Source organism: Plastoroseomonas arctica (assembly GCF_018128965.1).
Classification (GTDB): domain Bacteria; phylum Pseudomonadota; class Alphaproteobacteria; order Acetobacterales; family Acetobacteraceae; genus Plastoroseomonas; species Plastoroseomonas arctica.
In genome coordinates this window covers 86,114-106,474 of record NZ_JAAEDH010000011.1, presented here as the reverse complement: position 1 = coordinate 106,474, position 20,361 = coordinate 86,114, and the positions used below count along the sequence as shown (strand labels likewise).

Sequence of the window (20,361 nt, the reverse complement as noted above, 5' to 3'; positions counted from 1 at the left end):
TGCGCGCGGGGCGCGACAGTCGCGGACTGGCAGTGGCCCAGCGCGATGATCGACCCCCGATGGACCCGCCGCGCCGTCCTGCTCGGCGCCGCCTCGGCACCCTTTGCCGCGGGCGCCCAGGCACCGCGCGATGCGCCCGAGACCGATGACGAGAGCGAACGTCGCGACCCGCCCGCGCTGGCTACCCCTCGCCCGGTGCGTCTTGCCCCCAACGCCGCGCCCGTCGTGCTCAGCGTCCGGCCGATGTCCATCGAGCGCGTCCTGGTGCTCAGCTTCGCCGGCGAGGACGGGCCGCCCGAAACGATCACGCTGCCCTCCTGGTACGGCTTCGCGCGCGTCTTCGCCGTGCTTCCGCTGCGTGGGCGCGAGGTCGTGCTCGCGAGCTTCGAGGGTGTGACGGGCACCGGCGTCTACCAGGAGATAGCGGCAATCATCGGCCGCGAGGATGGCGGTGCGCTGCGCATCCTGGGTCTGGAGACGCTGCGCTACCGCAACGCGGGCACCTGCGACGGGCAGAGCCTGTTCACCGGCCGCTTCACCGCCCAGCCGGACGGGGTTGGCCTTCGCTACGACGTCTTCGCCCGCGGCCTTCCCAGCGCATGCCCGCCGCGCCGAGCCAGTGCGGGCTGGCGCGAGGAATTCGGCACCACGTTGCGCTGGTCGGGCAGCGGCGTGCTGATGCTGCCGGTGCGTCGCGGCGAGGCGGGGCGCACACGCATCCGGGTCGAGACGGCGCGCGCCCGGGCGCACGCCTGGCTGCGCGGTGCGCCGCGCGTGATGGTCACGCTCGATGATGTGCGGCGGCTAGGGCTGATGGAGACGCTGGGCGAGTGAGCCTGGTCAGCTTGCGCAATGCAGCGCGATGGCGGCGTCGGGTTGGACCAGCATCTGGATGTCGTCCGGTCGCGACCAGACGAAGACGGATTGGTTCTCATCGCCGCCGATCTGCTGCACGGCGCCGAAGCGGCGGGTAATCCACCGGCGGAGCGCGGGCGCCTCGCGCGGGTCCTCGGCACGGATGCTGACGCAGCGCAGCCCGGTGCGGCCGAAGCCGAATGCCAGGCGGAAGACGGCGCCTTCCGCCTCGAAGCGCCCTGCGGCGCGATAGTCGAGCTCGCCCTGGCGGCGGCGTTCGGCAGGCGGCAGGGCGTGGACCGCCCCACCGGAGGCCGCGATGACGGCGCCCTCATTCATGCCCCAGCGGGTGTATTCCCAATGCGCCGCAGCGGGCGACGCCGCCAGCAGCGCGAGGGCGATCAGCCCCGCCCGTGGCAATGCTTGTACTTCTTGCCCGACCCGCAGGGGCAGGGCGCGTTGCGCGGGACATTGCCCCAGGTCGCGGGGTTCTTCGGGTCCACGGCACCGGAGGCCGGCCGCGTCGCGACCGCGGCGCCGTAGCCATCCCCGCCACCGCTCATGTCGTAGTCGCCCTGCCCGGGGTCGGGATGGCGCATGTCGGTGACGCGGATCGGATCGTGTTCCGGCAGCGGCGCCTCAGGGCGCAGCTCGATGCGCATGAGCAGGCCCGTCACCCGCTCGCGCATGTCGGCGAGCATGGTGTTGAACAGCGCGAAGGCCTCGGATTTGTATTCGTTCAGCGGGTCGCGCTGGCCGTAGGCGCGTAGGCCGATGCCGTGGCGCAGGTGCTCCAGCGCAAGCAGGTGCTCTTTCCAAACCTGGTCGAACACCTGCAGGAGCAAGGATTTTTCGACCATGCGCATGATCTCGGGCCCGACATCGGCGGCCTTGGCCGCCATGTGCCGGTCCGCGGCGTCCATCAGGCGTTCGCGCACCGCCTCGTCGTCGATGCCTTCCTCGCGCGCCCAGTCGGCCACAGGCAGGTTAAGCCCAAGGTGCTCGGTGACGGTCTTCTCGAGCGTCTCGAGGTCCCATTGCTCGGGATAGGCGTTCTCGGGAATGGCCTTGGAGACCATCTCGTTGATCGCCTCGCGGCGCATCTCCGCGGTGGTCTCGGCCACATCCTCGGCGAGCATGAAGGCGCGGCGCTGGGCGTAGACCTCGCGGCGCTGGTCGTTCATCACGTCGTCGTATTTCAGCAGGTTCTTGCGCGTGTCGAAGTTGCGCGCCTCGACCTTCTTCTGCGCCCGCTCCAGTGCCTTGTTGATCCAGGGATGGACGATCGCCTCGCCTTCCTTGAGCCCCAGCTTCTGCAGCATCCCGCCCATGCGGTTGGACCCGAAGATGCGCATCAGGTCGTCTTCGAGCGAGAGGAAGAAGCGCGACGCGCCGGGGTCGCCCTGGCGCCCGGAGCGGCCGCGCAGCTGGTTGTCGATGCGCCGCGATTCGTGCCGCTCGGTGCCGATCACGAACAGGCCTCCGGCTTCCAGCACCTTCGGGCGCAACGCTGCGATTTCCGCCTTGTGCTTCGCGAGCGCCGCTTCGAATTCCGGGCCCTCACCAGTCTTGGCGTCCTGGCGGGCGAGCATGTCGGCATTGCCGCCGAGCTGGATGTCGGTGCCACGGCCGGCCATGTTGGTGGCGATGGTGACCGAGCCCGGGCGGCCGGCCTGGGCGATGATCTCGGCTTCCTGCTCGTGGTAGCGCGCGTTCAGAACCGCGTGCGGCACCTTCTTCTTCTTGAGCAGGTTCGAGATGATCTCGCTCTTCTCGATGCTCGTCGTGCCGACCAGGCAGGGCTGGCCGCGCGTCCGCGCCTCGTCGATCAGGGTCGCCACTGCCTCATACTTCTCGGTGGCCGACCGATACACCTCGTCATCGCCATCGGCACGCGCGACGGGGACGTTGGTCGGGATCTCCAGCACTTCGAGCTTGTAGATTTCGGCGAATTCGTCGGCTTCCGTCGCCGCCGTGCCGGTCATGCCGGACAGCTTCGGATACAGCCGAAAATAGTTCTGGAAGGTGATGGAGGCGAGCGTCTGGTTCTCCGGCTGGATGGTGACGTGTTCCTTCGCCTCCAGCGCCTGGTGCAGCCCATCGGAGTAGCGCCGGCCTTCCATCATGCGGCCGGTGAACTCGTCGATGATGACGATCTTGTCCTGGTGGACGATGTATTCGATGTCGCGGTTAAACAGCGCATGCGCGCGCAGGGATTGGTTGACGTGATGGACGATGGTGACGTTGCCGATGTCATACAGCGTCCCCTCTTCGAGGATGCCCGCGATCCGTAGGGCCTGCTCGACAGCCTCGGTGCCCTCCTCGGTCAGCGAGACGGTGCGCTGCTTCTCGTCCTTCTCGAAATTCGCCGCCTCCTTCACGATCTCCTTGATGACGAGATCGACGCGGCGATAGAGGTCCGAGGTGTCGTCGGTGGGCCCCGAGATGATCAGCGGCGTGCGCGCCTCGTCGACCAGGATCGAGTCGACCTCGTCGACGATCGCGTAGGCGAAGTCGCGCTGGACCATCTCGTCGAGGCGGTACTTCATGTTGTCGCGCAGGTAGTCGAAGCCGAACTCGTTGTTGGTGCCGTAGGTGACGTCGCAATGGTAGGCGTCGCGGCGCTGGTCGTCCGTCAAGCCATGCACGATGGTGCCGGTGGTGAGCCCCAGATAGCCGTAAAGCTTGCCCATCCATTCCGCGTCGCGGGCCGCCAGGTAGTCGTTGACCGTCACCACGTGCACGCCCTTGCCAGGCAGCGCGTTGAGGTAGACGGGCAGGGTCGCGACGAGCGTCTTGCCCTCGCCGGTCTTCATCTCGGCGATCTTGCCCTCGTGCAGGACCATTCCGCCGATCAGCTGCACGTCGAAATGACGCATGCCGAAGACGCGCTTGGCCGCCTCGCGCACGGTCGCGAAGGCTTCGGGGAGGATGTCGTCGAGCGATTCGCCCTGGGCCAGGCGGGCACGGAACGCCGCCGTCTGGCCCTGCAGCTCCGCCTCCGACATGGCCTCGAAGCGAGGCTCCAGGGCGTTGATCGCGGGCACGCGCGCCTTGAGGCGCTTGAGGGCCCGGTCATTGGCGGAGCCGAACAGGGAACGGGCAAGGCCCGCGAACAGGTTAACCATGGGGGCAGGGGCTCTCCGGCCGGGCGCTGGCATCGCGCCCGCGTCAGATAGGGGTGCGGGGGGGCAAGGTCAATTCGCCCCGGCTTGTCGGGCGCCGGCGCTTCGGCCATGGTCCGGCGCGTCCACGACCGAGGTTTTTCATGCTCAGGCTTGCAGCCCTTTTCCTCCTGCTCGTGGCTGGCCCCACCTTGGCCCAGGCGCCGGCGGCAACGCCCCCGGCCGCAACCCCGCCCGCCGCCACACCCCCAGCCGCGACGACGCCCGCCGTCGATCCGGTAGTGGCGCGGGTGGATGGGGAGCCGGTGCTGCTCTCCGAAGTGACCGCCATGGCGCGCGCCCTGCCCGAGGAGCTGCGCAACGCCCCGCCGCAGATGGTCTATCCGCTCATCATCGACCAGATCGTGACGACGCGCGCCATCGTGGCGGCCGCCCGCCGCGCTGGCCTCGACCGTGAGCCCGACGTGCGCGCCCGCATCCGCCGCGCGGAGGAGCAGGAGCTGGCCCAGGCGCTGATCGCGCGCGAAATCGCCTCCCGCGTCGACGAGGCCGCCGTTCGCGCCCGCTATGACCGCGAGATCACCGGCCGCCCCGCCGAGGAGGAAGTCCGCGCCCGCCACGTCCTGGTGGCGACCGAAGCGGAGGCGCGCGATGCGCTGCGCGAAATCCAGGGCGGGGCGGATTTCGCCGCCGTCGCGACCCGCCGGTCGAGCGGCCCGGGCGCGCAGACGGGCGGCGACCTCGGCTTCTTCAAGCGCGGCGACTTGGTGCCGGAATTCGCCGAGGCCGCCTTCGCGCTGCAGCCGGGCCAGGTCTCGCCGGCGCCGGTGCGAACCAATTTCGGCTGGCACATCATCCGGGTCGAGGAACGCCGCCGCGCTGCGCCCCCTGCTTTCGAGGAGGTGCGCGACACCATCCGCCAGCAGATGTTCGAGGGCGAGGTGAACGCCTTCGTCGAGCGGCTCCGCTCGGCCGCCACCGTGGAGCGTTTCAACCTCGATGGCGGCCCGGTGCGCCCAACCGACACGGCCGAACCGCCGCCGCCGGCGGGCCCGCCCGCGCGCGGCCCCGCGCCGCGCCGCTGAGGAAGACCACCATGGCCGACCACGCCACCTCGCCGCTCGCGCTGCCGCTGCCTCAGATGCCGCCGATCGCGGGCGTGACGCTCGGCGCCGCCCAGGCGGGCATCCGCTACAAGGCGCGCGAGGACGTGACGATGATGGTGTTCCCCGCGGGCACCACTGTCGCCGGCGTCTTCACCAAGAACAAGTGCCCCGGCGCGCCCGTCGACTGGTGCCGCGACGCGCTGAAGGGCGGCAAGGCGCGCGCGTTGGTCGTAACCTCGGGCAATTCCAACGTCTTCACCGGCAAGGCCGGGCGCGAGACCTGCGCCGACACGGCCAAAGCCATGGCGGAGCTCGCCGGGTGCAAGCCGCGCGAGGTGTTTTTGGCCTCGACCGGCGTGATCGGAGAGCGGCTGCCGACTGCGAAGCTCACCGCCGCCCTGCCCGGGCTGCATGCAGCGCTCGTCGAGGATGGCTGGCCGGCGGCGGCGCGCGCGATCATGACGACCGACACCTTCCCAAAGGGTGCGGTGCGCACGGCGAAGATCGGCGACGCGACGGTTACCATCGCCGGCATCGCCAAGGGCAGCGGGATGATCGCCCCCGACATGGCGACTATGTTGAGCTTCCTCGCCACCGACGCGAAGATCCCTGCGCCCGTGCTGCAGAAATTGCTGAGCAAGGGCGTCGGCCCCAGCTTCAATTGCGTGACGGTCGATTCCGACACCTCTACCTCCGACACGGTCCTGCTGTTCGCCACCGGCGCCACCAAGCACCCGCGAGTTCCGGCCGAGGGCGGTCCGATGCTGCGCGACTTCACCCGCGCTTTGAACGACGTGCTGATGGACCTGGCCCTGATGGTCGCGCGCGACGGCGAGGGCGCCCAGAAACTCGTGCGCATCGACGTAACCGGCGCCGTGACCGCGCGCTCCGCGCACCGCATCGCGATGAGCATCGCCAATTCGCCCCTGGTGAAGACCGCCATCGCTGGCGAGGACGCGAATTGGGGCCGCATCGTCATGGCGGTGGGCAAGGCGGGCGAGCCGGCCGATCGCGACAAGCTCTCGGTGGCCGTCGGCGGCACCTGGATGGCGCGCGAGGGCGGCGTGATCCCGGATTACGACGAGGCACCTGTGGTCGCCCACATGAAGGGGCGCGAGGTCGAGATCACGGTCGATATCGGCCTGGGCAAGGGCCGCGCCACCGCCTGGACCTGCGACCTGACCCACGGCTACATCGACATCAACGGAAGCTACCGCAGCTGATCGCGGCGCGCGCGCCCGCCACGACGCCGCGCCGCACCCGGTGAGCTTCGGGATGGGCGCGGTCGCGCTGCTGGCCGCCGCACTCCTCGCCAATGTCGCCTGGATATCCGGCATCCTGTGGTTCCTCGCCTTCCTCCGCGCGCCGGCGCACCACGCGAGCGGCCGCCTCACGCTGGTGCTCGCGGCGACCGGGGGCGGTGCGCAATTCGCGACCCTGCTGGACGCGCTCACGCGGCAGACGCTGATGCCGACGCGGCTGATTCTCTGCGCCGAGAGCGAGACCGATCCCGTGGTGGCACAGGCGCGCGCCACGCCGCTGCCCTTCCCGATGGACATCGCCATTGCCGGCCTGGCCGAGCGCTGCTCGCAGAAGGGGCTGAACCTTGCGGCCGGCTTCGCGCTGCTTGATGGCAGCGAGGACGCGATCGTGCTGCTCGATGCCGATATCCTGCCCGGGCCGGGCTGGCTCTCCGCATTGGCGACGCCGGCGCTGAATGGTGCCGCGGATGTCGTGACCGGCTATCGCTGGCATATGCCCGGCGGCGGCCCGGTGCGCCATGCGGTGGTGTGGCTGGATCGCGCGCTGGCGCTCGGTCCGCGCTTCGTGGCGTCGTCAGTCGTGTGGGGCGGGTCCATCGCCATCGCGCGGGAGAGTTTTGTCGCCATGCGCCTCTCCGAGGCGCTTCAGAAATCCTTCTCCACGGACGGCGCCATCTCCCGGCGCGCGGGGGAGACTGGCGCGCGGATGCTCACGCGGCGCGCCGTGCTGCTGCCAACCCCGCCCGAGGGCGGCGAGGCCTCGGCCTGGGGGTTCAAGCGGCGGCAGCTACAGATTCTGCGCATCTACCGGCCCGGGTTCTGGGGGCTGCTCGGCCTGCTGCTGCATATGGAGGCCTGCGCGCTGCCGCTGGCGCTGCTCGGCGCCTGGTGGGCGGCGGCACCGCTGGCGGCACTCGCGCTGCTCCGGGCGGGTCTCCACGACCATGTCGGCCGCCGCATCGGGGTGCCGGATGCCCCCGCCGCACTGTTCGGCCAGGCGCTTGTCAGCATCTTCGCGCCCCCCCTCATCCTGGCGCTGTTCTGGTCCAGCGCCTTCTGGCGCACCATCCGCTGGCGCCATGTCGAATACCGCATCGACGGGCCGAACGCCGTGCGCGTGGTGCGCCGCGCGCCGCCCGCCGCGCTGCCCTGATGGCCGCGTGCCCGATCACCGGGGAGACCGCTACGCGCGTGCAGGCGGTCGGCACGAAACTGCTGCGCGGGCTGTGGCGGCACAGTTTTGGGGTCACGCCCTCCGTGCTGCCGGAGCGCGGCGAGTTTACCCTGTGGCGTGCACCCTGCGGGCTGATGTTCTTCGACCCGCCGGTCGAGGGCGATGCTGCATTCTACGCAGCGCTTTACGAAAAACTCGACGCGCCGGCGCTGATCCGCCGCGCCGCGCCGACGCGTCCGGAATACCTCGCCGCCGCGCGGCATCTCCGCGCTGGCGATGCGGTGCTCGATGTCGGCGCCGGCCCTGGCGCCTTCGCGTCGCCCGGGGTGCGCGTCACCGCGCTCGACCCGCACGCGGCCGAGGGTGGCGGGGTTCTGCGCGAGACCGCCGCCGACCACGCCGCGCGGCTGGGCGAGCACTATGATGCCGTCACCGCCTTCCAGGTCATCGAGCATGTCGCTGACCCGCTGGCGCTGACCCGCGCCATGCTGGCCTGCCTCAAGCCGGGCGGGCTGTTGATGCTCGGTGCGCCACTTTGGCCCTCGCCGATGACGGCGATCCCGAATTTCTGCCTCAACGCGCCGCCGCACCACCTGAGCTGGTGGAACGAGGGCGCCACGCGAGCGTTGGCCGCCCAGGCCGGGCTGGTGGTCCGGGACGTGGCCCTGCTGCCGGCCGCGCCGGGACAGCCGCTGATCCATTGGATGGGTCGTCTCGCGCCGATGAAGGCGCCGCCCGATGGCCCCTATTTTCGTGCCGATTGGCGCTGGCACGCCAGCCTGCTCGCGGCTTACGCGGCGGCGCGGATCCTGGCCCCGCTGCGCCGCATTCCGCCCGATGCCGCGCCACATTTCGTGCTGCTGGTGGCGCAAAAGCCGCCGCGTTGACATCGCCGCTTTTTCAATCGTTCCTAGCCATCCCCGATGCCCGATCCACGCCCCCCCACCCCTGGCTTCGAACCGCTGCGCACAGAGCGCTTCCGCCTGCGCGCCCTGCGCGCCGAGGACGCGCCGGACCTGCACCGCCTGGTCAATGACTGGGACGTGGCCAAGATGCTGGCGCGCGTGCCCTTCCCCTATCCGCGCCCGCTGGCCGACGAGTTCATCGCCTCCACCCATGTCAGCATGGCGGCCGGCAGCGCCTGGCACCTTGCGATCACCGGGCAGGAGGGCGAGTCGGAGGTGCTGGTCGGCTGCGTCGGAATCACTCGCGACCCGGAGTCCCGCGCCGCCGAGCTCGGCTACTGGATCGGCCGGCGCTTTTGGGGCCATGGCGCGGCTAGCGAGGCGGCGGGGCGGCTGCTGCGCTGGTCGCTCGCCAACCTGCCGATCGACCGCGTGGTGGCCTCCGCGCTGCTCGAGAACGCCGCCTCGCAGGCGGTGCTGCGGCGCATCGGCTTCCGCGAATCGGGCATGGGCGAGCGCGAGTTCGTCTCGCTGGGCGGCGCCCGGCCGGTGCGGCTGTTCGAGGCCAGGCGGGAGGATGTCGGCGCCCCCGCGCTCGCCGCGTCCGGTCAGAAACCCATCCTGCTGGTTGCCGCCTGCGCCCTGATCGACGCCGATGGCCGCGTGCTGCTCGCCCGCCGTCCTGAAGGCAAGGCGATGGCCGGGCTGTGGGAATTCCCTGGCGGCAAGCTGCACGCGGGCGAGACGCCGGAGGATGCGCTGATCCGCGAATTGCACGAGGAGCTGGGCATCGAGGTCCAGACCGCCTGCTTGGCCCCCTTCGCCTTCGCCTCCCATGCCGATGCGGCGTTCCACCTGCTCATGCCATTGTATGTCTGCCGGCGCTGGACCGGGCGGCCGCAGGGGCGGGAAGGGCAGGCGCTCGCCTGGGTGCGGCCCGAGAAGCTGTCCACCTATCCGATGCCGCCCGCGGATGTGCCGCTGGTGGCGCTGCTGCGCGACCTGCTTTGAGGAAATGGTCATGACGAACCCGACCGCCTGCCTGCTCATCATCGGCAATGAGGTGCTCTCGGGGCGCACCCGCGATGCCAACCTGCAGTTCATCGCCCAGGGCCTGGGCGAGATCGGCATCCCGCTGCGCGAGGTGCGCGTGATCCCCGACGTGCCCGAGACGATCATCGCGACCGTCAACGAGGTGCGCGCGAAATACGACCACGTCTTCACCACGGGTGGGATCGGACCCACGCATGACGACATCACCTCTGAATGCGTCGCCAAGGCCTTCGGCGTGCCGTGGGAGCCGCACCCGGAAGCGTGGGAGCGCCTGGCCGCGCATTACCGCAAGCTCGACCCGCCGGGCGACTACAACGCCGCACGCCAGCGCATGGGCACCATGCCGCGAGGGGCGACGCTGATCGACAACGCCATCTCCATCGCGCCGGGCTTCACCATCGGCAACGTGCATGTCATGGCCGGCGTGCCGCGCATCATGCAGGCGATGTTCGCCACACTTGCGCCGCGCCTGGCCGGTGGTCCGAAGATCCTGTCGCACACGGTCCATGCCCGCGGCGCCCAGGAAGGGGCCATCGCCGCGGAACTCGCCGCGGTGCAGGCGCACTACCCGGCGCTCGATATCGGCTCCTACCCGTATTACCGCCCCGAGGGCGGCGGCGTGGCGCTGGTCGCCAAGGGCACCGACGCGGCCGAGGTCGCGTCGGCGGGGGCGATGATGCTGGCCCTGCTCGGCACGGCAGGGCGCGAGGGCGAGCCGGAGTGACTACCGGAGCGTCGGGTCCAGCCTGTCGCGCAGCCAATCCCCCAGTACCGAGACCGAGAAGGTCGTCAGCACGATCACCGCCGCCGGCGAGAGCAGGATCCACGGCGCGCGGGTCAGATACTCCCGCCCATAGCCCACCATGGACCCCAGCGAGGTCTCCGGCGGCTGCACGCCCAGGCCCAGGAAGGACAGCCCGCTCTCCAGCAGGATGATCTCGGGGAAGGCCAGCGTCATCGAGACGATGAGCGTCGACGCGATGTTCGGCAGCACGTGCCGCCCATAGTTCCGCCACGGCGAGGCGCCGAGTTGCCGCACCGCCGCCGCATAGCCCTGCGACCCGGCGCTGATCGCGAGACCCCGTGCGATGCGCGCATACCGCTCCCACGCATGCAGTCCGAGCAGGCAGATGAACAGGGTCAGCGAATTGCCGAAGAAGGCGAGCACCGAAAGTGCGAGGATCAGGAAAGGGATGGAGGCGGAGAAATCCACCAGCGCCATCACGCACTGTTCGACCAGGCCCCGGAAATGCGCGGCCAGGAACCCCAGCGAGGTGCCGAGTGCCGCGCCGATCAGCGTGGCGCCGAAGGCGATCAGCAGCGACATGCGGATGGAGTAGATCAGCCGCGAGAACACGTCCCGCCCCAGCTCATCCGTCCCAAGCGGGTGGATGAGAACGCCGCCGAACCCGATCGGCGGTGCTAACCGATTGCGCAGGTCGAGCGCGGTGTAGCTGTAGGGTGCGAGCACATCGGCTAGGAAGGCTGTGGCCAACATCAGTCCCACCCAGCCGAGGGCGAACATCACAAGCGTCGGCGGCAGCCGGAAGCGCCGTGCGGCGGGCGCGGCAATGGCCACGTCGCTCATGCCGCGGCTCCCTTCGGCGCGCTGGCGAGACCGCTGCGCAGCCGCGGGTCGAGCGCGCCGTAGAGCAGGTCCACCACCAGGTTAGACGTCACCATCGTCGCCGCCACCAGCAGCAGGATGCATTGCACCACCGCGAGGTCGCGGTTCGCGACCGCCACCACCAGCAGCCGCCCTACGCCGGGCCAGGAGAAGACGCTCTCCACCACCACCGCGCCGGCGATCAGGCTGCCCACCATGAAGCCCACGATGGTGACCGTGGGGATCGCCGCATTCGGCAGCGCATGCCCCCAGACCACCGCGCGCCACGGCACACCCTTCGCCGACGCCGTGCGGATGTAGGGCTGTCCCAACACCTCCAGCATTGCGCTGCGTGTGAAGCGCGCGAGTACCGCCGCCCCGCCCACGCCGAGCGTGATGACCGGCAGGATAGCGTGCCGCCAGCTCTCCTGTCCGCCGGAGGGCAGCCAACCCAGCTGCACCGCGAAGAGCAACACCAGCAACAGCCCAAGCACGAAGGAGGGAATGGTGAAGCCCGCCACGGCCAGAGCCATCACCAGCCGGTCCAGCAGCGAATTGCGATGCAGCGCCGCCGTAATCCCCGCCGGGATGCCGATACACAGCTTGATCAGCAGCGCCGGGATCGTCAGCGCGAGCGTGGCCGGTACGCGCTCCAGCACCAGCGTCAGCGCCGGGCGCCCATCGCGCATGGAGCGCCCGAGATCACCCTCGAAGATGGCCGAGAAATACTTGAAATACTGCACCCACAGCGGCTCATCGAGGCCCCAGGCAGTGCGGAAGGCAGCCACCGCCTCGGGCGGCGCATCCACCGACATGATCAGCAGCGCGGGATCGCCCGACAGCCGCAGCACCACAAAGGCGAAGGTCACCACCATCACAATCGTGATCGCGGCGCGCAGCAGACGGAAGCCGAAGAAGCGCAGCATCTAGGCGGCCCTCGCGATGGCGGGTTCGTGCGCCAGGTGGCACGCCACCAGCCGCCCATCCGGCCTCGCCGTCAGCGCCGGGCTTTCCTGCGAACAGCGCGCGAAGGCCACCGGGCAGCGCGGATGAAACGCACACCCCGAAGGCCGATCCGCGGGGTTCGGCGGGTCACCTTGCAGCAGGATGCGCTGGCCGCCGCGCCCCGGATGCGGAATCGCCGACACCAGCGCCTGCGAATAAGGGTGGGCCGGGCTGTGCAGCACGTCGTCGGGCTCGCCTTCCTCGACGATGCGCCCGAGATACATCACCGCCACGCGATGGCTCACCTGCCGCACCGCGCGCAGGTCGTGGCTGATGAACAGGATTGCCGTGCCGAACTCCCGCTGCAACTTCACCAGCAGATTCATTACCTGCGCCTGGATGGACACGTCGAGCGCGCTGATCGGCTCGTCGCACACCAGCAGCGCCGGGTCCGTCGCGAGCGCGCGCGCCAACACCGCGCGCTGTCGCTGCCCGCCCGACAATTCATGGGGATAGCGCTCGGCCTGCTCCGGCCGCAGCCCCGTCGCGTGCAGCAGATGCAGCACCCGCTTCTCGCGCGCGGCCGCATCGCCGATGCCGTGAATATCCAGCGGCTCGCGCACCTGCACGCCGATCGTCAGCCTCCGGTCGAGCGCGCCGAGCGGGTCCTGGAACACCATCTGCATCCGCGCCCGCTGCGCGCGCCAGGGTGCAGTCCCGGGTGCGGGCATCGGCGCGCCCTGGAAGGCGACGGTGCCCGCATCCGGCGTCTCCAGCCCCAGCACGAGGCGTCCCGTGGTGGATTTGCCGCAACCGGATTCACCCACAAGGCCGAGCGTCTTGCCGCGTTCCAGCGAGAGCGACACGCCATCGACGGCGCGCACCTCAGTCGCCTTCCCGAAGGCGCCGCGCCGCATCCAGTAGCGGCGCATCAGGTTCTGGGCCTCGAGAAGGGGGGTGGTGATGGGAGAGGTCCTCACGCGTGCACCGCCTCGAACGCCTCAGCGCGGAGGCATGCGGCCCGATGCTCCGCCGCCATCACCCGGCTCTCTGGAATGGCCACCTCGCACGCATCGATCCGGCGCGGACAACGCGGGGCGAAGGCGCAGCCTTTCGGCATCGCGCGCGGGTCCGGCACCTGCCCGGGAATCGCGGCGAGCGGCCGGCGCGGCCCATCGATCGGCGGCAGCGCCCCGATCAGCCCATGCGTGTAGGGGTGCGCGGGCTCCGCAAAAATGCGCGCGATCGGCGCTTCCTCCACGATGCGGCCGGCATACATCACCGCGACCCGGTCGCAGGCATCCGCCACCACGCCGAGGTCATGGCTGATCAGCACCAGCGCCATGTTCATCTCCCGCCGCAGCCGCGCCAGCAGGTCCAGGATCTGCGCCTGGATGGTGACGTCGAGCGCAGTGGTCGGCTCATCCGCGATCAGCAATTCCGGCTCGCCGGCGAGCGCCATGGCGATCATCACGCGTTGGTTCTGTCCGCCGGAGAGTTCGTGCGGAAAGGCGTCCAGCCGCCGCGCCGCATCGGGGATTCCCACCAGGTCGAACAGCCGCTTCGCCTCGGCCCGCGCGGCCGCACCCGTGAGGCCGCGATGCAGCCGCAGCGCCTCGCACACCTGCTTGCCCAGGCGGTGCACCGGGTTGAGGCTGCTCGCCGGGTCCTGGAAGATCATCGCGATGCGGCCGCCGCGCAGCCGGTCCAGCACCGCCGGCTTCGCGTGCAAGATCTCCGCACGGTCCAGCGTGACGCTGCCGGTCACCCGCGCCTTGCCCGGCAGCAGGCCGAGCGCCGCAAGCCAAGTCACCGACTTGCCGCACCCGCTCTCGCCGACCATCCCGAGCGCCTCGCCGCGCGCGATGGCGAGGTCGATGCCGCGCAGCGCCGGCGTGCCATCAAAACTGACGGCGAGGTCGCGCAGCGTGACCAATGCCGTCACGCGCCGAAGCTCAGATTGGAGGCCCGGAAATCCAGCGGCCAGCCCTGCGAGGCCCGCCAGCGAATGTCGCGCCGCTTGCCGATGAAGGTCGCCGCCGTGTGCAGCACCATGTAGCCGGGGTCCTCGCGCTCGATGATCGTGAGCATACGCGCATGTGCGGCGCGACGCTCGGCTCGATCGGTCGAGGATTCGAGTGTGGCGGAGAGGCGGTTGAACTCCTCGTTCGTCCATTCGCGCTGGTTCTGCAATTCGCCGCGCGGCCCCATCGCGCGCACCAGCGACCCCACCGGGTCGCCGAAGGTATGCGTGACGGACCAGTCGCGGATGGCGCGCGTCGGCCCCGGCTCACTGATCTGGGAAAAATTCTCCATCATCTGGAGCTGCACGTTGAGCCCCGCCGCGCGCCACATCTCGACCAGCACCTGCGCGGTCGCGGTCTGGCCGGTGTAGTAGTTGTTCAGGCAGCGATAGGGAATCGGCTCGCCGCGATAGCTGGCCTCGCGCAGCAGCCGCCGCGCCTCGGCCACATCGAAGCGCGGGCTTTCCCAATCGGCCACGTACATGTCGCCGAAGAAGGGTAGTTGCAGCCCGCGCGGCATCTCCGTCCGCCCGGCCCAGAGGCTGTCCACGATCGCGCGGCGGTCGATGGCATGCGTCAGGGCGCGGCGCACCAGCGGGTTGCGCAGCACGGCGTGGCCGGCATCGAAGGCGAGGATGCGGATATTGTTGATCGGGCTGCCCAGCACCTCGAAGCGCGGGTTGCGCTCGATGATCGGGATCTGGTCGGGCGGCATGTCGGTGATGAAATCTACCTCGCCGGAGAACAGCGCGTTCACTCGGCTGGAGACTTCCGGCACTTCGACAACGCGCACGCGCCGTGCCGGCGGACGCCCGCCCCAATAGGCGTCATGCGCTTCGAAGGTCAGCGATGAATCGGGGCGGTATTCGGCCACGCGATAAGGCCCGGTGCCGACCGGCCGCCGCGCCCAGGCGAGCCAATTCTCAGCGGCCTCGAAGGCCGCCTGCGACACCACCACGCCGACATTCTGCGCCAGCCGGCCCTCCAGCGTCACGTCGGGGATGCGGTTGACGAAGCGCAGCACGCCCTCGCGCGGGATTTCCATGCGCTCGAAACCGGGGAAGGTGCGCCGCGCGGTCGCGACCACCTCGGGCGGCGTGGCGCTGCCATACAGCCGCGCCCCGCCGATGGAAAACGCGGCATCCTCCGCCGTCATCACCCGCCCATCATGCATGCGCACATCGGCGCGCAGGTCGAATTCCACGGTGCGGTCATCGACGCGCCGCCAGGCGGTGGCGAGCTCCGGCACCGCGCGCATATCGGTCGTCCAGCCGGTGCCGATCAGCCCCTCAACGAACAGCGTCGACAGCCGGAACCCGACATTGGACTGCTCGCGCGGCGTCTCCAGCGTGTTCGAGTTGGAGATCTTCTGCACCGCCACGCGCAGCTCGGGGCGCTGGTCGGATTGCGCAATGGCAGGCGCGGCCAGTGCGAGCGCCGGCAGCACCGCGAATTGACGACGACGCATGGCCTAGCCTCCCCAATTGCGCGCGCGGAAATCCATGAAGAAGGATTTCCCCGCCCGCCACGCGATGTCACGGCGCTTGGCCATAAGGTTCACCGACTGGTGCAGCACGGTGTAGACGGGGTCCTCGCGCTCGGCGATCTGGAGCATGCGGCGGAAGGCGGCGCGCCGTTCGGCCATGTCCATGCTGCTCTCCAGCACGCCCGACAGCGTGCCGAATTCGGCATTGCGCCACTCGCCCACCTGCCAGGCCTGCCCCTCTGGCCCGAAGCCCGCTACCAGCGAGGAGACGGGATCGCCGTAGGACGCGCTGTTCGACCAGTCGCGGATGCCGCGCTGTGTCGTGCGGTCGAAAATCTGGGTGAAGTTCTCGCGCATCTCGATGCGGATGTTCAGCCCCGCCGCGCGCCAGCCCTCGATCAGGATCTGCGCCGTCGCGGTCTGGTTCGCGTAGTAGTTGTTGAGCAGGCGGTAGGGTATGGGCTCGCCGCGGTAATTCGCCTCGCGCAGCAGGCGACGCGTCTCGGCGATGTCGAAGCGCGGGGCTTCCCAGTCGGCGTGGAACATCGGGCCGTAATGCTCGAATTGCAGCCCGCGCGGGATCGGCGCGCGGCCATCCCACAAGGCGGCCACGATCGCGGCGCGGTCGATCGCATGGGTGATGGCGCGGCGGATCAGCGGGTTCGCCAGGACCGGGTGGGTCGTGTCGAACACCGTCAGGCGGTGGTTCATGATGGCGTCACCCACCACCTCGTGCCGCGGCGACCGCGCGATGGTCGCGATCTGGTCGGGCGGCATGTCGCAGGCGAAATCCGCTTCGCCCGAGAGCAGCGCGTTGATGCGCGAGGACACCTCGGGCACTTCCATGAACCGGATGCGCCGAACCGGCGGGCGGCCGCCCCAGTAATCGTCGAAGGCTTCGAGCGTCAGCGACTGGTCCGGCCGGAACTCCACCACGCGATAGGGGCCGGTGCCGATCGGCCGGCGCGAATGGTCGAGCCATGAGGACGCGCCGGCGAAGGCCGCGCGGCTCAGGATCATGCCCGTGTTGCGCGTGATGCGGCCTTCGATGGTCGGGTCCGGGGTGCGGTTCACGTAGCGCACCGTCTGTGCATCGACGATCTCGATGCGCTCGAAGCCGGGATAGGTGCGCCGCGCGACGGCGGGCACCTCGGGCGGCGGCGTGCGGCCGGCCTCGCCCGGCGTTGCGACGAAGAGCCCGCGCGGCTGCGCGCCGGCGGCCGCCCATCCCATGCGCTCGGGGCCGAAGGAGAAGGCCACATCCTCCGCCGTCATCGGCGTGCCGTCATGGAACCGCACGCCCTGGCGCAGCTTCAGCTCGACCGTGCGGTCGTCGATGCGCCGCCATTCGGTGGCCAGCCCCGGCATCGGGCTGAGGTCGCCCAGCCAATCCGTCTCGATCAGCGTCTCGCCATAGGAGTTCCAGGTGCGGCTGCCGACATTGGATTGCTCGCGCAGCGTCTCCAGCGTGTTGGAGTTGGAGATGCGCTGAACGGCGATGGTGATGCTCGGGCGCTGATCCGCCTGCGCGATGGCGAAGCGCGGCAGCAGGGCCGCCGCACCGGTGGCGAGCAGGGTGCGGCGGTCCATCATCGCGTCAGGACCCGAAATTATGGGCACGGAAATCCATGGCGAAGGCGGGCGCGGTCTGCCAGCGGATGTCGCGGCGCTTGGCCGTGAAGGTCGCGTTCTGGTGCAGCACCGTGTAGGCGGGGTCCTCGCGCTCGGCGATGGTCAGCATGCGCTGGAAGGCCACGCGGCGCCGCGCGCGGTCCGTACTCGTCTCCAACTCGCGGCACAACGTGTTGAACTCGGCATTCGCGTATTCGCCGACCTGCTGCTGCTGGCCGTTCGGGCCGTGCTGGTTCACCAGGGACGAAACCGGGTCGCTGAACAGCCCCGAATTGGACCAGTCGCGCACCGCGCGCGTCGGGGTCTGCTCCAGGATCTGCGCCCAGTTCTCCTTCATCTCGATCTGCACGTTCAGCCCCGCGGCGCGCCACATCTCGACCAGGATCTGCGCGGTCGGGGTCTGGTTCGTGTAGTAATTGTTGAGCAGGCGATAGGGGATCGGCTCGCCGCGGTAATTCGCCTCGCGCAGCAGCCGGCGCGCCTCGGCCAGGTCGAAGGCCGGCACGCGCCAGTCGGCGATGAACATGTCACCGTAGAATTCCCATTGCAGCCCGGCCGGGATCACGGTGCGGCCGGACCACAGGCTGTCCACGATCGCCTGGCGGTCGATGGCGTGGGTCATCGCGCGGCGCACCAGAGGGTTGCGCAGGATGGCGTGGGACTTGTCGAACACCGTCAGGCGATGGTTCGGGATGGTGCCGCCCACCACCTCGAAGGCGCGGTTGCGCTCGATGGACACGATCTGGTCGGGCGGGATGTCGCAGGCGAACTGGTACTCGCCCGACAGCAGGCCGTTCACGCGCGAGGACACCTCCGGCACCTCGACGAAGCGCAGCTGGCGGATCGGCGGACGCCCGCCCCAATACTCGTCATGCGCGACGAGGGTCAGCGACTGGTCGGCGCGGAACTCGGCGACCTTGTAGGGGCCGGTGGTGACCGGCTTGCGCGCCCAGTCGAGCCAGGTCGCCGCCCCGGCGAAACCACGCTGGCTGCCGATGGGCGCGGCGGAATGCGTCATGCGCCCTTCGAGCGTGACGTCCGGCGTGCGGTTGATCCAGCGAAGCGTGTGGCGATCGACGATCTCGAAGCGCACGAAGCCTGGGAAGGAGCGGTTGGCAACGGCGGGCACCTCGGGCGGCAGCTCCTTTCCGCCGCGGCCGGCGGGCACCGTCTCGCCCACGCGCAGCGTCTCGCCGCTCGCGGGGCCGTTGGGCCCGAACATGCGCTCATTGCCGAAGGAGAAAGCGACATCCTCGGCCGTCAGTTCATCGCCATTGTGGAACTTCACGCCGGGACGAAGCTTGATCTCCACGACCGAGTCGCTGATGCGGCGCGTCTCGGTGGCGAGATAGGGCGTGGTCTCCAGCCGCGACTGGTAATTGCGCCCCAGCAGCCCTTCCCAGATCGAGGTGGTGAGCACGCGCTCGCCCACATTGGACTGTTCGCGCAGCGGCTCGAGCGTGTTGGTGTTGCTGATCTTCTGCACGGCCACCGTGATCACCGGGCGCTGATCCGCCTGGGCGATTGCGAAGCGGGGCAGGGTGGTCGCGGCAATGCCCGCGCCGATCGCGGCGCGGCGAGAGATGTCGGTCATGGTTCAGGTCTCCGTCTGGGGGGTACGGGTTTCGAGGCCACGCGGCGTCGCGCGGTGGTGGGTGAGCGTGCGTTCGGCGTGCTTGAGGCGCCACGACAGCGCCTTCTGTGCGTAGTCCTTGACCACGCCCGCATAGGCCGGCTCGTCGGCCAGGTTGCGGAACTGGTGCGGGTCGTCGCGGAGGTCGAAGAACAGCGGCGGCAGGGCCGCGAAATGCACGTATTTGTAGTCGTCATCCTGGATGACGCAGAGGCTGGACTCATCCATCGAGAGTCCCAGCGCCGTCTCCGGCCGGCTGTAGTGCACGTCGCGGAAATCGTACTCATAATGCAGCGCGTCGCGCCAACCCGCCGGCGTCACACCGCGCACCAGCGGGATGAGCGAGGCGCCATCGGCTGCGCGCGGGATCTCGCCGCCCAGCCATTCCAGGATGGTGGGCATCACATCCACGCTCTCGGTGAAGGCGCTCTCGATGATGCCGGCGCGCTCGGGCGCATCGGGGTCCTTGATGACCAGCGGGATGCGGAAGCTCTCATCATGATAGCCGATCTTGCCGAGCAGGTGATGGTCGCCGAGTTGCTCGCCATGGTCGGAGGTGAAGATAATCAGCGTGTCGTCCCACTGGCCGGTCTGCTCCAGGTGGTCGAAGACGCGGCCGAGGCAGGTGTCGATCTCGGTGATGAGGCCGGCATAGGTCGCGCGCATCTGCAGGATCTGCGCCTCATCCAGCGCGGCGCCGGTGCCCTCGGCGCCGTGGAAGAAGCTGCCCTGGCGGATGTTGCGGATGTAGAAATTGAGCAGCGGGTGCTGCGCCGCCTCGGCCTCGGGCGAATCCGCGCGCACCGGTCGCGGCATGTCCTCGGGCTTGTACATCGCGTGGTAGGGGGCGGGGGCGACGAAGGGCGGGTGCGGGCGGTAGTAGCCCAGATGTAGGAACCACGGCTTTTCCTGCTTGCCCTTGAGGAAGGTCAGCGCGCGTTCGGTGAAGAAGGAACTGTCGGAGAATTCGGCCGGAATGCGCGACGGCTTGTCGGTGGCACCAGGCACGGAGTCCACGCCCTCCGGCAGCCAGATATCCTCGCGCTTGGGCGGCAGTTCAAAACCGTTCTGCGCGATCCAACCAAAGTACCCATCCATGTTCGGCTCGAAGGCACCGACCGAGCGGAACCCGTCCATGATGTCGCCCAGCACCAGGAAGCGCGGATCGCGCGGCCCGGAGGTGCGCGGGTCCGGCGTGGTGGTGGTGTAGCCGATCAGCGCCGGGTCATACCCGATCAGCCGCAGCGCCTTGGCCAGGTTGAAGTGCCGCGCATCCAGCGGCACCGTGTTCTGCACCGCGCGATGGTTCATCAGGTACAGCCCGGTCAGCAGGCTGGCCCGCGCCGGCCCGCAAGGCACCGCTGTCGTCACGTGGTTGCGGAAGGTCACGCCCTCGCGGCAGAGCCGGTCCAGGTTCGGCGTACGGAGGAAATCGGCGCCGAGGGCGGGCACGAAATCGGCGCGCCACTGGTCCACGACAATCAGCAACACGTTGCGGCGTTCGCTCATCCGAGCACTCCTTGGTGAGGGCGGATTACGCTTGCTGCACTGCGAG

Annotated in this window: 17 protein-coding genes; 7 read left to right on the top strand and 10 right to left on the bottom strand. The window is 69.6% G+C overall.

The window, feature by feature from the left end:
* Nucleotides 1-45 precede the first annotated feature (45 nt).
* A complete protein-coding gene (locus GXW79_RS11265) occupies nucleotides 46-834 on the top strand; it encodes a hypothetical protein (protein ID WP_211874488.1) in 789 nt (262 codons plus the stop codon).
* A gap of 6 nt (nucleotides 835-840) precedes the next feature.
* On the opposite strand, the gene GXW79_RS11260 is transcribed toward GXW79_RS11265, so the two are convergent.
* Together GXW79_RS11260 and secA are read right to left on the bottom strand one after the other, a co-directional pair.
* Nucleotides 841-1,275, bottom strand: coding sequence for a hypothetical protein (locus tag GXW79_RS11260; RefSeq protein WP_211874487.1), 435 nt, complete (start codon nucleotides 1,273-1,275; stop codon nucleotides 841-843).
* Entirely contained in the window at nucleotides 1,257-3,974 is a 2,718-nt protein-coding gene (gene secA / locus GXW79_RS11255; RefSeq protein ID WP_211874534.1) for a preprotein translocase subunit SecA, read from the bottom strand. The genes GXW79_RS11260 and secA overlap by 19 nt, the downstream gene beginning before the upstream one ends.
* 149 nt (nucleotides 3,975-4,123) lie before the next feature.
* Between secA and GXW79_RS11250 the strand changes: the two genes are divergently transcribed.
* From GXW79_RS11250 to GXW79_RS11225, 6 genes are read left to right on the top strand one after another with little or no spacing between them, the layout of a single operon-like run.
* The gene (locus tag GXW79_RS11250; protein ID WP_211874486.1) at nucleotides 4,124-5,065 is read left to right on the top strand and encodes a peptidylprolyl isomerase; all 942 of its coding nucleotides are present in this window, start codon (nucleotides 4,124-4,126) and stop codon (nucleotides 5,063-5,065) included.
* Nucleotides 5,066-5,076: 11 nt separating this feature from the next.
* Nucleotides 5,077-6,309, top strand: coding sequence for a bifunctional glutamate N-acetyltransferase/amino-acid acetyltransferase ArgJ (gene argJ / locus GXW79_RS11245; protein ID WP_211874485.1), 1,233 nt, complete (start codon nucleotides 5,077-5,079; stop codon nucleotides 6,307-6,309).
* Nucleotides 6,310-6,361: 52 nt separating this feature from the next.
* Complete coding sequence (locus tag GXW79_RS11240; RefSeq protein ID WP_211874484.1) at nucleotides 6,362-7,501, top strand: glycosyltransferase; 1,140 nt, start codon at nucleotides 6,362-6,364, stop codon at nucleotides 7,499-7,501.
* Nucleotides 7,501-8,409 (top strand): class I SAM-dependent methyltransferase, encoded by a 909-nt coding sequence (locus tag GXW79_RS11235; protein ID WP_211874483.1) that lies wholly within the window; start codon nucleotides 7,501-7,503, stop codon nucleotides 8,407-8,409. Before GXW79_RS11240 ends, GXW79_RS11235 begins: the two co-directional genes overlap by 1 nt.
* 36 nt (nucleotides 8,410-8,445) lie before the next feature.
* Nucleotides 8,446-9,438 carry a bifunctional GNAT family N-acetyltransferase/(deoxy)nucleoside triphosphate pyrophosphohydrolase gene (locus tag GXW79_RS21655; protein ID WP_211874482.1) on the top strand — a complete coding sequence of 331 codons (993 nt, stop codon included), beginning with the start codon at nucleotides 8,446-8,448 and terminating at the stop codon, nucleotides 9,436-9,438.
* Nucleotides 9,439-9,448: 10 nt separating this feature from the next.
* On the top strand, nucleotides 9,449-10,204 hold the full coding sequence (locus tag GXW79_RS11225; RefSeq protein ID WP_211874481.1) for a competence/damage-inducible protein A: 756 nt from the start codon (nucleotides 9,449-9,451) through the stop codon (nucleotides 10,202-10,204).
* Here the strand turns inward: GXW79_RS11225 and GXW79_RS11220 are convergent, their stop codons facing one another.
* The 8 genes from GXW79_RS11220 to pehA are packed head-to-tail and all read right to left on the bottom strand — an operon-like array spanning nucleotide 10,205 to nucleotide 20,315.
* Entirely contained in the window at nucleotides 10,205-11,068 is an 864-nt protein-coding gene (locus tag GXW79_RS11220) for an ABC transporter permease (protein ID WP_211874480.1), read from the bottom strand. It abuts the gene before it with no gap.
* The gene (locus tag GXW79_RS11215) at nucleotides 11,065-12,012 is read right to left on the bottom strand and encodes an ABC transporter permease (protein WP_211874479.1); all 948 of its coding nucleotides are present in this window, start codon (nucleotides 12,010-12,012) and stop codon (nucleotides 11,065-11,067) included. Before GXW79_RS11215 ends, GXW79_RS11220 begins: the two co-directional genes overlap by 4 nt.
* The gene (locus GXW79_RS11210) at nucleotides 12,013-13,011 is read right to left on the bottom strand and encodes an ABC transporter ATP-binding protein (protein ID WP_367614884.1); all 999 of its coding nucleotides are present in this window, start codon (nucleotides 13,009-13,011) and stop codon (nucleotides 12,013-12,015) included.
* Nucleotides 13,008-13,976, bottom strand: a complete 969-nt coding sequence (locus tag GXW79_RS11205) for an ABC transporter ATP-binding protein (protein WP_211874478.1) — start codon at nucleotides 13,974-13,976, stop codon at nucleotides 13,008-13,010. Before GXW79_RS11205 ends, GXW79_RS11210 begins: the two co-directional genes overlap by 4 nt.
* Nucleotides 13,973-15,523, bottom strand: a complete 1,551-nt coding sequence (locus GXW79_RS11200) for an ABC transporter substrate-binding protein (RefSeq protein ID WP_211874477.1) — start codon at nucleotides 15,521-15,523, stop codon at nucleotides 13,973-13,975. The genes GXW79_RS11205 and GXW79_RS11200 overlap by 4 nt, the downstream gene beginning before the upstream one ends.
* Before the next feature lie 3 nt (nucleotides 15,524-15,526).
* On the bottom strand, nucleotides 15,527-17,134 hold the full coding sequence (locus tag GXW79_RS11195) for an ABC transporter substrate-binding protein (protein WP_211874476.1): 1,608 nt from the start codon (nucleotides 17,132-17,134) through the stop codon (nucleotides 15,527-15,529).
* A gap of 4 nt (nucleotides 17,135-17,138) precedes the next feature.
* Entirely contained in the window at nucleotides 17,139-18,767 is a 1,629-nt protein-coding gene (locus GXW79_RS11190; protein WP_211874475.1) for an ABC transporter substrate-binding protein, read from the bottom strand.
* 3 nt (nucleotides 18,768-18,770) lie between these two features.
* Nucleotides 18,771-20,315 (bottom strand): phosphoric/sulfuric ester hydrolase PehA, encoded by a 1,545-nt coding sequence (gene pehA, locus GXW79_RS11185; RefSeq protein WP_211874474.1) that lies wholly within the window; start codon nucleotides 20,313-20,315, stop codon nucleotides 18,771-18,773.
* Nucleotides 20,316-20,361: the final 46 nt, after the last annotated feature.